Origin of the sequence: Shinella sp. JR1-6, assembly GCF_004284735.1 — a bacterium.
Lineage (GTDB): Bacteria > Pseudomonadota > Alphaproteobacteria > Rhizobiales > Rhizobiaceae > Shinella.
On record NZ_SHMI01000020.1, the window covers coordinates 1 to 12,682 of the forward strand.

The 12,682-nt window shown below is 62.5% G+C and carries 12 protein-coding genes and 1 pseudogene; 3 read left to right on the plus strand and 10 right to left on the minus strand.

Translation table 11 applies throughout. The annotated features are described in order from the left end of the window. Positions 1 to 26: 26 nt before the first annotated feature. Both EXZ48_RS25465 and EXZ48_RS25470 read left to right on the plus strand, forming a co-directional pair. Entirely contained in the window at positions 27 to 647 is a 621-nt protein-coding gene (locus EXZ48_RS25465; protein ID WP_245462360.1) for an amidohydrolase family protein, read from the plus strand. An 82-nt stretch (positions 648 to 729) separates the two neighbouring features. Then, positions 730 to 1,353 (plus strand): DoxX family protein, encoded by a 624-nt coding sequence (locus EXZ48_RS25470; RefSeq protein ID WP_130519211.1) that lies wholly within the window; start codon positions 730 to 732, stop codon positions 1,351 to 1,353. Positions 1,354 to 1,377: 24 nt separating this feature from the next. Here the strand turns inward: EXZ48_RS25470 and EXZ48_RS25475 are convergent, their stop codons facing one another. Genes EXZ48_RS25475 through EXZ48_RS25485 form a run of 3 tightly spaced genes read right to left on the minus strand, consistent with a single transcriptional unit; the run spans position 1,378 to position 4,290 of the window. Then, positions 1,378 to 3,102 (minus strand): ABC transporter ATP-binding protein, encoded by a 1,725-nt coding sequence (locus tag EXZ48_RS25475; protein ID WP_130519213.1) that lies wholly within the window; start codon positions 3,100 to 3,102, stop codon positions 1,378 to 1,380. Continuing rightward, positions 3,095 to 3,316 (minus strand): hypothetical protein, encoded by a 222-nt coding sequence (locus EXZ48_RS25480; protein ID WP_130519215.1) that lies wholly within the window; start codon positions 3,314 to 3,316, stop codon positions 3,095 to 3,097. Before EXZ48_RS25480 ends, EXZ48_RS25475 begins: the two co-directional genes overlap by 8 nt. Further along, entirely contained in the window at positions 3,313 to 4,290 is a 978-nt protein-coding gene (locus EXZ48_RS25485; protein WP_050745903.1) for a DMT family transporter, read from the minus strand. The genes EXZ48_RS25480 and EXZ48_RS25485 overlap by 4 nt, the downstream gene beginning before the upstream one ends. 63 nt (positions 4,291 to 4,353) lie before the next feature. Between EXZ48_RS25485 and EXZ48_RS25490 the strand changes: the two genes are divergently transcribed. Next, complete coding sequence (locus EXZ48_RS25490) at positions 4,354 to 5,175, plus strand: helix-turn-helix domain-containing protein (protein ID WP_130519217.1); 822 nt, start codon at positions 4,354 to 4,356, stop codon at positions 5,173 to 5,175. Positions 5,176 to 5,200: 25 nt separating this feature from the next. On the opposite strand, the gene EXZ48_RS25495 is transcribed toward EXZ48_RS25490, so the two are convergent. The 7 genes and pseudogenes from EXZ48_RS25495 to EXZ48_RS25525 form a co-directional block, all read right to left on the minus strand. Further along, positions 5,201 to 6,070 carry a bile acid:sodium symporter family protein gene (locus EXZ48_RS25495; protein WP_130519219.1) on the minus strand — a complete coding sequence of 290 codons (870 nt, stop codon included), beginning with the start codon at positions 6,068 to 6,070 and terminating at the stop codon, positions 5,201 to 5,203. A 403-nt stretch (positions 6,071 to 6,473) separates the two neighbouring features. Next, entirely contained in the window at positions 6,474 to 7,589 is a 1,116-nt protein-coding gene (locus EXZ48_RS25500) for a TRAP transporter substrate-binding protein (protein WP_130519221.1), read from the minus strand. A gap of 66 nt (positions 7,590 to 7,655) precedes the next feature. Then, complete coding sequence (locus EXZ48_RS25505; RefSeq protein ID WP_130519223.1) at positions 7,656 to 9,227, minus strand: TRAP transporter large permease subunit; 1,572 nt, start codon at positions 9,225 to 9,227, stop codon at positions 7,656 to 7,658. Between the two features lie 18 nt (positions 9,228 to 9,245). Beyond that, on the minus strand, positions 9,246 to 9,794 hold the full coding sequence (locus EXZ48_RS25510; protein ID WP_130519225.1) for a TRAP transporter small permease subunit: 549 nt from the start codon (positions 9,792 to 9,794) through the stop codon (positions 9,246 to 9,248). 130 nt (positions 9,795 to 9,924) lie between these two features. Beyond that, positions 9,925 to 10,569: a response regulator transcription factor gene (locus EXZ48_RS25515; protein ID WP_130519227.1), complete on the minus strand. Its 645-nt coding sequence runs from the start codon at positions 10,567 to 10,569 to the stop codon at positions 9,925 to 9,927. Further along, positions 10,566 to 11,957: a cache domain-containing protein gene (locus EXZ48_RS25520; protein WP_130519229.1), complete on the minus strand. Its 1,392-nt coding sequence runs from the start codon at positions 11,955 to 11,957 to the stop codon at positions 10,566 to 10,568. Before EXZ48_RS25520 ends, EXZ48_RS25515 begins: the two co-directional genes overlap by 4 nt. Before the next feature lie 187 nt (positions 11,958 to 12,144). Next, a pseudogene (locus EXZ48_RS25525) lies at positions 12,145 to 12,507 on the minus strand (4Fe-4S dicluster domain-containing protein); the annotation flags it as partial. Positions 12,508 to 12,682: the final 175 nt, after the last annotated feature.

Consider the following 12,682-nt stretch of genomic DNA (forward strand, 5'->3'; position numbering starts at 1 on the left):
CCCGGCGGTCTCAGGCCGGCGCCGCAGTGGCCGACTTTTGCTCCGCCCCGTGGCCGGTTTTTACTCCGCCGTTGACAGGGTGTCGGCAAAAACCATCCGCTGAAGGACCTGCGCTGGGCCATAGCCCACCTGAACACCGGCTCGGAGCGTACGCTGGACCGAATGAAGGCGCTCGGTCTGTCCTTCACGGTCCAGATGGGACCCTATTTCGAGGGCCCGGCCATCCGGGAGGCGAATGGCGAAGCGGTCGCGGCCAGCTCGCCACCGACACGCGGGGCTCTCGATCGGGGCTCCTCGTCGCCGGCGGTACGGATTCAACACGCATCGGCGTCTTCGGCGTCTGGCAGGCCATCGAATATCACGTGACCGGCCGGTCGCTGGGCGGCGCCATCCAGAAACCGGAGCGCCAGCGTCTCTCGCGGGAGGAGGCCCTGCAGCTCTACACGCGGAACGCGGCTTGGATCGGCTTTGCAGAACAGCAAAGGGGCGTGCTTGCCGAGGCAAAGTTGGCAGATCTTGCGGTGCTCGACAAACCGTTCCTCGGCATGCCGGCGGAGGAGATCGACACCATCCGCTCTCTGCTGACCATCGTCGATGGCAAGGTCGTACACGACCGCCTCGCCGCCTCGCCGGCGGACGCTCGATAACTGGAACTGACGAGCGGCAGATTGGTCGATGGGACCCCTTATCAAAGTCCTCGGACCTCAATCGAAACACATATGAGAGACCATGCTCGAAGATTCAAAGACTCCGCTGATCATTCAACCGCTCGCAACACCTTACCGCAACCTGACGCCGCTCGGCTACACGGTGCTGCGCACGATTGCAGGCGCTATGATTGCCACCTTCGGCGCCTCAAAGCTATTCACCGAAGACGGCGCGCAGATGGATATCGACATCATCCGGCAAATCGGCTTCGAGCCAGCTGAGATCTGGGCCTCCTTCGTCATCTGGCTTGAATTTCTAGGCGGCATTGCGATTGCGATCGGCTTACTGACCCGTCCTTTTGCGGCGATGTTCGTCGGACTGTTTGGCGTGATCCTCATCACCGTCATGATCCCTCGGGGTGTGAACTATCAGTTGTTCGCCCTGTGGTTTGCCGCCTTTTTCTATATCGCTCTGAGGGGTGGCGGCGGGATGTCACTCGACCGGCTGATAGGCCGCGAACTCCGACCGCGCGCCATCGACAGCCGGTCAGCACCCTGGCGATCTGGTCGCGATGGACGCACCCGGTTATCTATAGACACATCCTGCCCATCGGAACGACACAGGCCACTGAGCCGACCAGGTATAGAAAATCTTGCTTCATACATCGTCAGGCGCCCGATACGAACTATGGTGGAGGCGACCTGATACTTTCCGTCTCTATGCGCGGGCCTAGGCTGACTGCGCGACATGAAGGTTCCGGTATCGTCCGTTCCTGCGGGCGATGAGGTCCGCATGGCTTCCGCTTTCGACGATGTGGCCGTCATCGACGACGAGGATGCGGTCGGCATTGGCGATGGTCGCCAGGCGATGCGCGATGACCAGCGTCGTGCGTCCGGCCGAAAGTTCGGCCAGCGATTGCTGGATCGCGCGCTCCGTCTGCGTATCCAGCGCCGAGGTCGCCTCGTCGAGGATCAGGATCGGCGGGTTCTTCAGGAAGATGCGAGCGATCGCAAGCCGCTGCTTCTGCCCGCCGGAGAGCTTGACGCCGCGCTCGCCGATGACGGTGTCGAGACCGTCAGGAAGATTGGCGATCACGTCGTCGAGGCGCGCGCGCCTGGCAGCCTCGATGATCTCCGCCTCGCCCGCTCCCAGCCGGCCATAAGCGATATTCTCACGTACCGTGCCGGCGAACAGGAAGACGTCCTGCTGCACGATGCCGATGTTCGAGCGTAGCGACTTCAGCGTCATGTCCCTGATGTCGGTGCCGTCGATACTGACGACCCCGCCGGTCACCTCATAGAAGCGTGGCAGCAGCGAGCAGATCGTCGTCTTGCCGGCACCCGAAGGACCGACGAAGGCCACCGTCTCACCCGCCTTCACCGAAAGGTCGAGCCCGGAAAAGAGCGGCCGCCCGGCAGCATAGCCGAAGCCGACGCCGCGATAGTCGATATCGCCGCGAAGGCGGCTGACCGCCATCGCGCCGGGCCGGTCGGTGATGTCGGGCTCGGTGTCGAGGAACTGCGTGTAGCGCGTGAAGCCGGCAATGCCCTTCGGATAGGTCTCGATGATCGAATTGATCTTGTCGATCGGCCGGAAGAACACGCCGACCAGCAGCAGGAAGCCGACGAAGCCGCCGGCCGACAGTTCGCCGCGCGTGACGAACCAGGCGCCCGCCAGCATCACCACCACCTGCACGAAGCGCATGGAAAGATAGGAGAGCGACAGGGACGCCGCCATCACCTTGTAGGCCTGAAGCTTGGTGACGAGATAGTTGCGATTGCTCTCGGCAAAGAGCTGGCGCTCGTGGTCCTCGTTGGCGAAGGCCTGCACGACGCGGATGCCGCCGACATTCTCCTCGATGCGGGCGTTGAAGTCGGCGACGCGGCCGTAGAGCGCATGCCAGTTGGCGGTCATGCGCGCACCGTAATGGGCGGTGACGAAGGCGGTCAGCGGCACGACAACGGCGGTGATGAGGGCGAGCGGCACATGAACCCAGAGCATGAGGGCGAAGGCGCCGATCAGCGTCATGACCGCGATAAAGAGATCCTCCGGTCCGTGATGGGCAACCTCGCCGATCTCTTCGAGATCCTTCGTCAGCCTTGCCACGAGATGGCCGGTCTTCTGGTTGTCGAAATAGCCGAAGGAGAGTTTTTGCAGGTGATCGAAAGCCTTGCGGCGCATCTCCGCCTCGATGCGGATACCGAGCATGTGGCCCCAATAGGTGACGATGACCTGCAGGCCGGCATTGAAGAGATAGATGAGGAAGAGGCCGACGGCGGCGAGCGCGACGAGATCGAGCCGGCCGGTCGGCAGCAGGCGGTCGATGAACAGCGTCACCGCGACGGGAAAAGCCAGTTCCAGCAGGCCCGCCGCCACCGCCGAGGAGAAATCCAACGCGAACAGGCCACGGTGCGGGCGGTAGTAGGACGCAAAACGCTTAAGGAGATCAGGCATAGGCAGGCGGGCTTTCGTTGTGGTGCTCATCGGATAAGACGATCGACGGCGCCGCTTCTACCACACAAGCCACTTCTTTTTGTTGGCCGGTCGCCGACGGCACCCCTTTGGCACCACCGTCGACACTCGCCGTAGCGTCCATGCCCGCGCATCGGCGCGCTGTTTCGCACCCTGCATTGCCGAAGCGCAACAGCGCGCCGTGGCGGCCGTTCAATCTCTCCGGCGCCGGACAGCGGCAAGGTTTGCCGGCGTGCGGCGGGACCGTATGCCGGCCAGCATGGTCTCGAGCCAGGGATAGGCGCTGACGATGACAATCCCGGCCACGACGCCAGCCGTGCCGATCGCGAATTCTGGCGTCAGCGGTTCGCCCAGCAGGAGAACGCCCAGCAGGACGCCGAAGACGGGCGTCATGAAGGAAAAGACACCGAGTTGCGAGGCACGATACTGGGTCAGCAGCCAGAACCAGGTGAGGAAGCTGAGGAAGGAGACGACGACCGCCTGAAAGGCGATGTTCAAAAGCAGCGGCCCTGACGGCACGATGCCCGCCTCGCCCGCCAGCACCGCCGCCCCCGTCAGGGCAAGGAAGGCGGTGGCGAGCTGGTAGAACAGCACGTGGGTGGCCGGCGCCGTGCTCAGCCGCGTCGTCCGGATCAGGACCGTCGTCAGCCCCCAGGCCGCGCCCGCCAACAGCGCCAGACCGTCGCCCCACAGCATGGCGCCGAGATCGGCGGGGCCCTGCCCGCTGCCCTGCGGCGCGAGGAAGGCGAAGGCGATACCGGCCGTCGCCACGGCTATGCCGCCCCACTGCACCGCGGAAAGGCGCTCCGAAGGGAGCTTTCCGTGCAGGCCGAGCGCCGCGAAGATCGGCGCGGTATAGAGGAAGACCACGACATGGGAGGCAGACGTATGCTTCAGCGCTTCCCCGACCAGAAAGAACTCCACCGCGAACAGCAGGCCTGCGAGAATGCCCAGCCCGGCCGTTCTGCCCCAGAATTCCAGGCGCTGCCGGCGCGCGCAAACAAGCGCAAAGACGAGCATGGCGGCGATCCCCGATCGCAGGCCGATCTGCAGGACCGGCGCGGCAAAGACGGCCGTGGACTTCAGGCCGATCTGCTGGAAGGCCCAGATGAGGCAGACGGCGACCATGATGCCGACCGCGGTGACGTCGATAGATTTGCGGCTGTCCAAGATGCGTGCTCCGATGATGCGGCTGGGATAGCATTTGGCAGATAAGGCGGATATAATGAGTTTATGACAGTCGGTATCGAGACCCTGACAGGCAACCGGGCTGACCGCGGTGCACATTTCCGCGACGTGCCCTTTCGCAGTGCCCTGCCCCACCCGCTCTACTTCCGCTCCGCGCAGATGCCGCAGAATGCCACCTATCCGCAGCACAGCCATCCCTGGGGCGAATTCGTCTATTCCTACAGCGGCATGATGGAGGTGAGCCTGAAGGACGGGCACTATCTCGCGCCGCCGCAATATGCCGTCTGGCTGCCGCCGGACATCGAGCACCGGGGGCTGAACCGGCATGCCGCGGTGCACTGCTCGCTCTATGTCGATCCCTCGCTGTGCGGACGCCTGCCGCAGGAAACCACCGCTCTCGAAGTCAGCCGGCTTCTGAGGGCCATGCTCGAGCATCTGCGCGCCGGCGATGGTGCAGACCCGGGCGCGGCGGAGCACCTGCGCTTTCTCCAGGTCGTCATCGATCTCGTTGCGGCCGCGCCGCGTGTGGGAACCTACCTGCCCTGGTCGACAGACCCCGCGCTTGAAGCCGTGCTCGCCCGCCTTCAGGACAACCCCGCCGACAACCGCTCCCTTGCCGAGCATGCGCGGCTGGCAGGACTGGCAGAGCGGACCCTCATCCGCCGCTGCCTGCGCGATCTCGGCATGCCGTTCACCGAATGGAAGCAGCGTCTGCGAGTGGTGCAGGCCATGTCGATGCTGGAGGCGAACGACACCGTCGAGCACATTTCCGCCGTCCTCGGCTACAGCAACGCCTCGTCCTTCATCGCGATGTTCAAGCGCATGACGGGCGTAACGCCGGACGACTACCGCGTCTCGGCGCGGTGAGGCGGACCGGCATGCTGCACGGCCTTCAGGCCGGGGCTTTTATGGTCCTGCGACCATAGGCGACGAGGCTGAAGCCGGTCGCGTACATCAAGAGGCCGAACAGGGCGGGCGGTACGGCGATTTCCGGCGAATGCATCATCGTGATCGCAAGGACCATGCCGATCGCCGCGTTTCGAATACTGATGGAAAGGGTCACCGTGACCGCCTCGGCAGCCGAAAGGCCGAGGGCGCGCGATCCCAGGAGGCCGACGGCGACGGCGCAGATAACGAGGGCAATGACGGCCGGCCCTGCGCTGACGAGGATCTCCACCCATCGTTGATAGACCGCAATGCCGATACCGACGATCAGGGCCACGAGCACCAGGAGGCCGAATGCGCCGACCAGTTTTTCGGCACGCGCGGCAAAACCGGGGGCCTTGTGCCGGATGCCCATGCCGACCATCACCGGAAACAGGATGATGGCGATCATCACCCCGATCGTGCGCAACACCGGAAGGTAAACCCGGGCATCGCCCTGGCTGAAGCGCTCGATCGCGAAATTGGCGAAAAGCGGCAGCGTCGCGATGGCCACCAGGCTGCCGACGGCGCTCAGGGCAATCGACAGGGCCAGGTCTCCCCTTGCAAGATAGGAGAACAGGCTGGACGTGGTGCCGATCGGGCAGGCAGCGACGACGACGAGCCCGACGGCGATTTCCGGCGGCAGGCCCATGACCGTGGCGAGCACAAGGGCCACCAGCGGCATCACCAGGAGCGCGGCGACGATACCCCAGACCAGGGCCTTCGGCTGCGTGGCCACACGCTGGAAATCGACCGGAGCGAGCGTCATGCCGATGCCGGTCATGATGATAAACACGGCGATCGGTAGGCCGATGTCAATGAGGGCGGACTGTTCCATGCAACGGCTCTTTCCAACAGAGGCGCGGCGGTCCGGCCTGGCCGCCTAGCTTTGCTGCATCCGTCTTCCGAATGCAACCGGCGTGATGGGAACCTGCCTTCCTTGCATCCAGAGCATTTCCAACCGAAGCGGGATTGCTCGGCATCTGACAATGCGGAAAAACAAAAAGATGGAGCATTTCCGATCATCTACCCGGAACATGCCGGGGTGGTTCTTTGGCAAATGCAGCCCTGGCTTATCCGGTGACGATAATAGATTACGTACCGCTGCTCCGTACCGAGAACTCAACTCCGAAACAAACCCATCCAAACTTCAGAGGAATTTTAAATAGGTCCGCCACCCAGAAACAGGTAGAGTCCAGAAATTGTGTGGCGCAGTTTGCGCCACACAACTTTATCCACGATCATTTTCCAGCGGCCTGAGCCGCGTAAAGGTAGCTGTCATAGCTGTATTCCGCGACGCGGAACCATTCGAAGGACTCGTCCCGGAATTTCTTCCAGGCCGGATAGATCTTCGCCCAAGCCGGATGCTTCTCGCTGTATTCGGCGTAGAGCTCGAAGGTCGCCTTATAGGCCGCGTCCAACACATCGCGTGGCATTGGACGCAAATTGACGCCCTTGCCGACCAGCGACCGGATCGCCGCCGTGTTCTTCACGTCGTACAGCGCCTGCATGTTGATGTTGGCGGCTTTGCAGGCGGTGTCGAGCGCGACCTTGTAGGCTTCCGGCAATGCCTCGTACTGAGCCTTGTTGATGAAGAAGTGGATCGTCAGTCCGCCTTCCCAATAGGCCGGATAGTAGTAGTAAGGCGCGATCTGATAGAAGCCCAGGCGCTCGTCGTCATAGGGGCCGACCCATTCGGCAGCATCGATCGTGCCGCGCTCCAGCGCCGGATAGATGTCGCCACCGGGAAGTTGCTGCGGCACGACACCGAGGCGCGACATGACTTCGCCAGCGACGCCGGCAATGCGCATCTTGGTCCCCTTGAGGTCGTCGACCGACTTGATTTCATTGCGGAACCAGCCCCCCATCTGCGCACCGGTGCCACCGCCCGGCTTGCCGACGATGCCGTATTCCGACAGGAACTCGTCGTACAGTTCGTTGCCGCCGCCGTGGTAGAGCCAGGCGTTCTGCTGACGAGCGTTGAGGCCGAAGGGGATCGTCGACCCGATCGCGAAGGTCGGATTCTTGCCGGTGAAGTAGTAGCCGCAGGTGTGGGCGATTTCCACGGTGTTGCTCTGCACCGCGTCGATCGCCTGCGGACCGGGCACCAGTTCACCCGCCTGGAAGACCTGGATCTGGAATTTGCCCTCGGTCATCTTCGACAGCGCTTCGGCCATGACGACGGCCCCGCCGTAGATGGTGTCGAGGTTGTTCGGAAATCCAGAGGTCAGGCGCCATTTCAGGGTCGGAAGATCCTGGGCGACTGCGGGTGCAGCGAGTGACGCGCCGGCGACCGCTGCTGCGCCGCCGAGTGCGCCCTTGGTCAAAAAATTGCGGCGGTTCAAGATATCAGTCATCGTTTCCTCCTCAGGTGGCTGCGTGGTCCGGCCGGCACGGATGTGCGTCCGGATTGTTGGTTGGGGTCAGTTGGACTGTGCGGGTTGGCCGAAGCTGGGCTGCGGCGACCCGAATTCAGGCGTCTCCGTTCCAAAGGACGGCGTCGAACTGTCGCCGGACGTTTCGGGGGCGCCAAAGGGCTGCGTCGGTGTTCCGAAAGGATTTTCGCCCTCTGCACCGGGCATCGGCACGTTCAGCTTGATCGCCGCAGGATCGACGGCTGCCTGGCCGGACTTGTAGTGAGTGACAAGACCCGGGAATGCGACGACGACGGCAACCATGAACAGCTGGATCCCGAGGAACGGCAAGGCCCCCATGTAGATCTGGCCCGACGTCACCGGCTGGATGGTCGCTCCGGTCACCCTGTCCTTATAGGCGCGACTGGGGGCCACGGAACGCAGATAGAACAGCGAAAAGCCGAAGGGCGGGTGCATGAAAGACGTCTGCATGTTGATCGCCAGCATCACGCCGAACCAGATGAGATCGATGCCGAGCGCATCGGCAACCGGCGCCAGAAGCGGAATGATGATGAAGGCCAGCTCGAAATAGTCGAGGAAGAAGGCCAGGAAGAAGACCAGCAGGTTAGCGACGATGAGGAAGCCGATTTCCCCGCCGGGAATCGAGGTCATCAAGTGCTCGACCCAGATATGGCCGTCGACGCCATAGAATGTGAGCGAGAAGACGCGTGCGCCGAGCAGGATAAAGATCACGAAGGACGACAGTTTTGCGGTGGCGTAGAGCGCCGACTTTATCATGGCGAGATCGAGTCGGCGGTTGCTGGCAGCCAGAATGAGCGCGCCGACCGCACCCATGGCGCCGCCTTCGGTGGGCGTCGCAAGGCCGATGAAAATCGTGCCAAGCACCAGGAAGATCAGCACGAGCGGCGGCACCAGCGATGTGACCACCTTGCGGGCGAGCTTCCATCCACGCAGCGTGCGGGCCTCCGGCGGCAGCGCCGGGACACTCGAAGGCTGCAGATAGGACATGAAAATGATATAGCCCGCATAGATCGCGACCAGCAGCAAGCCGGGCACCAGTGCGCCCTTGTACATGTCACCGACCGAGCGGCCGAGCTGATCGGCAAGGATGATCAGCACCAGGCTCGGCGGGATGATCTGCGCCAGGGTCCCGGACGCCGCGATCGTACCGGCTGCCACGCGCCGGTCGTAGCCGTAACGCAGCATGATCGGCAGCGAGATCAGCCCCATCGAGATGACCGAGGCCGCGACAACGCCGGTGGTGGCCGCAAGAATGGCGCCAACGAAGATTACCGCGAAGGCAAGCCCGCCACGGATCGGGCCGAACAGCTGCCCGATCGTATCAAGCAGATCCTCCGCCATGCCGCTTCTCTCCAGGATCAGCCCCATGAAGGTGAAGAAGGGAATGGCCAGCAATGTTTCGTTCGACATCTGGCCGAAGATCCGGTCCGGTATGGCGCCGAAGAGGTTGATCGGCAAAAGGCCCATTTCGATGCCGATGAAGCCGAAGCCGAAGCCGACGAAGGCCAGTGCAAAGGCGACGGGATAGCCCATCAGCAGCACGACGATCAGCGACAGGAACATGATGGGCGCGAGATTTTCCGCGAAGAAAGCAAACATGGATACGGGCTCCTGGCGTTAGAGCGTCTGGGCGTCGGCGTCGGCAAGGGCCGTCGCATCGGGCATGTCGCCCCGCAGGATCGCGATGCGCTTGATCAGCTCTGAGACGCCTTGCAGCGCCAGCAGGCCGAAGCCGAGGGGGATCAGCGCCCAGACCGGCCAGAGCAGCAGGCCACCGGTGTTGTTCGACACCTCGCCGCTCAGAAACTTCGAGATCACGATCGGCCAGGAGAGGTAGATGGTGATCAGGCAGAAGGGAAACAGGAAGAAGAGCGTGCCGAGGATCTCGACCCAGAGCTGGACCTTGCGCGGCATATGGCCGTAAACCAGATCGACCTTGACGTGCTCGCTGCTCAGCAGCGTATAGGCGGCCGCGATCAGGAAGACAGCGGAAAACAGATACCACTGCGCTTCCAACCAGGCGTTGGAACTCAGGTTGAACAGTTTGCGTGTGACGGCATTGACGGCACTGATCAGCACCGCAACAAGCAACAGCCACGACACCGACTTTCCAATAAACGTGTTGAGCGCGTCGACAGCGCGCGACAGCGACAATAGGCCGGACATGATGAATTCCTCCCCAGCCGGCACCCTCCGCCGACCGTCGCGGGGAGTCGTATGGCGTCCTTGTGAGGGGAACAAGATAGGCAGGATCGCCAAATAAAAGCGCCTACCCAGTAGTGGGTAGGCGCCGGCATCAGCTGTCTGGGAGACTAAAACCGCTGTCGATCGCGTAGCGAATGAGGCCGGCGGTCGTGGAAATTCCGAGCTTCTTCTTGATGTTCTTGCGATGTGTTTCGACCGTCGCCTCGGAAAGGGAAAGCGACTGGGCGATCTCGCGGTTGCTCTTGCCGGATGCCAAAAGCATCAGCACGTCGTGCTCGCGGGTGGTCAGCGGATTGGCCGGCTCGTTCGGCCGGCGTTCGAGAAGAACGTCGGAAACGCCGGACGAAAAATAGGTCCGCCCTGCGGCAACGGTCTCGATCGCCGTAACGATCTCGTCCGTGGAAACGTCCTTGAGGATATAGCCGGACGCACCGTGCAGCACCGACGCCGATATGTATTCGCGGCTGTCATGCATGGACAGCATCACGATGCGGCAGTCCGGCAGCTTCGCCTTGAACAGCTCGATGGCTTCGATGCCGCTGAGTTTCGGCATGTTGATATCGATCAGCACCACCGCCGGATTGGTCCTGATCGCGACTTCCAACCCCGTCAGCGCCAGCCCCGCCGTGCCGACGACCTCTATGTGCGGGAAGGTTTCGAGCACGGCGCGAAGACCGTCGAGAACCAGCGGGTGGTTGTCGATGAGGACAACCTTGATCGGTTTGATCCCGCTCATGCGGCCTCCACCCGTTTTTCCGCACTGGCATTGGCCGAAAGCGGCATCATCGCGGTCAGCACCGTTCCATCCGACGTGCTCCTGACCATCAGGATGCCACCGAAATGCGCCATGCGCTCCTGCATGTTGCGAAGGCCGAGACCACCCTGGTGGCCGTCCCGGATTCCGCCGGCGGCTTCTTCAAAACCGTTGCCGTCATCGGCGACCGTCATGCGCATGCGGCCACGGGCGCTCCAGAGCTTGATCTGGACTTTCCCGGCGCCGGAATGGCGCTCGATATTGTTCAGCGCTTCCTGCGCCACGCGGTAGAGCGCGGTGCTCGCCTCGGGCTTCAGCCTGTCCTTGCCGGCATCAGCCTCCAGCACGGTGTGGATGCCGGTCCGTTCGGAAAAATGGTTGCTGAGCGCCGTCAGGGCCGCCGTCAGGCCAAGGTCGTCCAGCGCAGGGGGTCTCAGATCGTGCGACAGCCGACGAACCTCCTTGATGGCGCCGTTCAGGGCCTCCACCCCTTTTTCAATGGCACCGGACGCATCGTCGGTGTGGTTGCGGACCTTTCGGCCCGCAAGGTCGATGGCATAGCGTACACCGACGAGGTTCTGCGATATGCCGTCATGCAGTTCACGGGCGAGCCGCGCGCGCTCTTCTTCCTGCGTGTCGATGATACGCTGCGTCAGCGCCTTGAGCTTGCCGTCCGCCATGCGCCGCTCGCGCAGCGTGACGAGCATGCACGTGGCGAACACCACCATCACGGCCGGTACAGCGATGAATGCGACAACGAGGAAGGTGTGGCCGATCTTTTCGCGAAGGTCCGCTTTCGCTGCCGCCGTCTGAGCGAAGACATCATCGAGATAGACGCCTGTTCCCAGCATCCACTGCCACTTGTCGAGCCCCATGGCAAAGGACAGCTTGTCGGCCATCGTTCCTGACGAGGGCTTTTCCCACTTGTACTGGTACAATCCGCCCCCCTCCTTCGCCTTCTGGATCAGGCTGGCGATCACCTGGTTGCCATCGGGGTCGGTCAGGTCCAGCCAGTTGTGCCCGGGCCGGAAGGTCTGGCGCGGGTGGACGACGTTGTTGCCATCGTAGTCATAGACGAAAAAGTAGCCGTCCTGACCGTAGTCCAACGACGTCAGAATGGTGCGCACGCGATCCTTGGCGGCCTCGTCATTGGCACCCGCCGACGCATAGACCTCCTCGATCGCCGAGCGGGCGAGATTGGTAAGGTTGAGCAGTTCGGTTTCCTTCGCCTTCAGCATGTTGCGCTCGAACGTGTCGATGCTGCTCTGGGCAAGGCTTGTGGCCTGCCAGGTGATGAAGGCGGTGATGGTGAGGATCGCGATGACGAGCGGAGCAACCGCAAGCGCGACGATCTGATGGCGAAGGTTCACGGCACTCCCCATGTCGTTATGAGACGATACAGCTAAGGTGGCCAGCGGCATCGCGCCAGCCCTCGCCTCTCTGGCCATCGTTACTCGTGAACGGCGCGCGTGTCTTTAGCTGGTGTGCTCACGTTCGCTATGGAACGGACGCGAGCCATTGACTGGCTTCCGTTCGCGCGCGCAATGCACTTCCGCCTCACATATTGGGATAGACCGGCCCTTCGCCGCCCTGTGGGGGCACCCAGTTGATGTTCTGGTTGGGGTCCTTGATGTCGCAGGTCTTGCAGTGCACGCAGTTCTGCGCGTTGATGACGAACACGTCCTTGCCGTCCTTCTCCACCCATTCGCAGACCCCGGCGGGACAGTAGCGGGTGGACGGGCCGGCATAGATGTCGAGCTCGGATGTCTTCTGCAGCTGCGGGTTCTTCACCCGCAGATGGATCGGCTCGTCATTGGCGCGGCCGGCCGCAATCGCATCCGCCAGCTTTTCGGCGGCGAGGATGCCCGACAGCACCGCATTGTGGCTGCCCTTGATGCGGGGAACGTTGACCAGGCCAGCCGGTCAACGCCGGCACGCCAAAACTGTCTTTCGTCAAGTTAACCTCACATCACCCAAACAGTTGCTTTATCATTGGTTAACTCTACACCCCTTGAACATACGCTCGATCGCATCACAGCAGAAAAACCATGATTATTTCAGTTGAGTTCAGCTGAAAAATCTCTAATCTGCATCC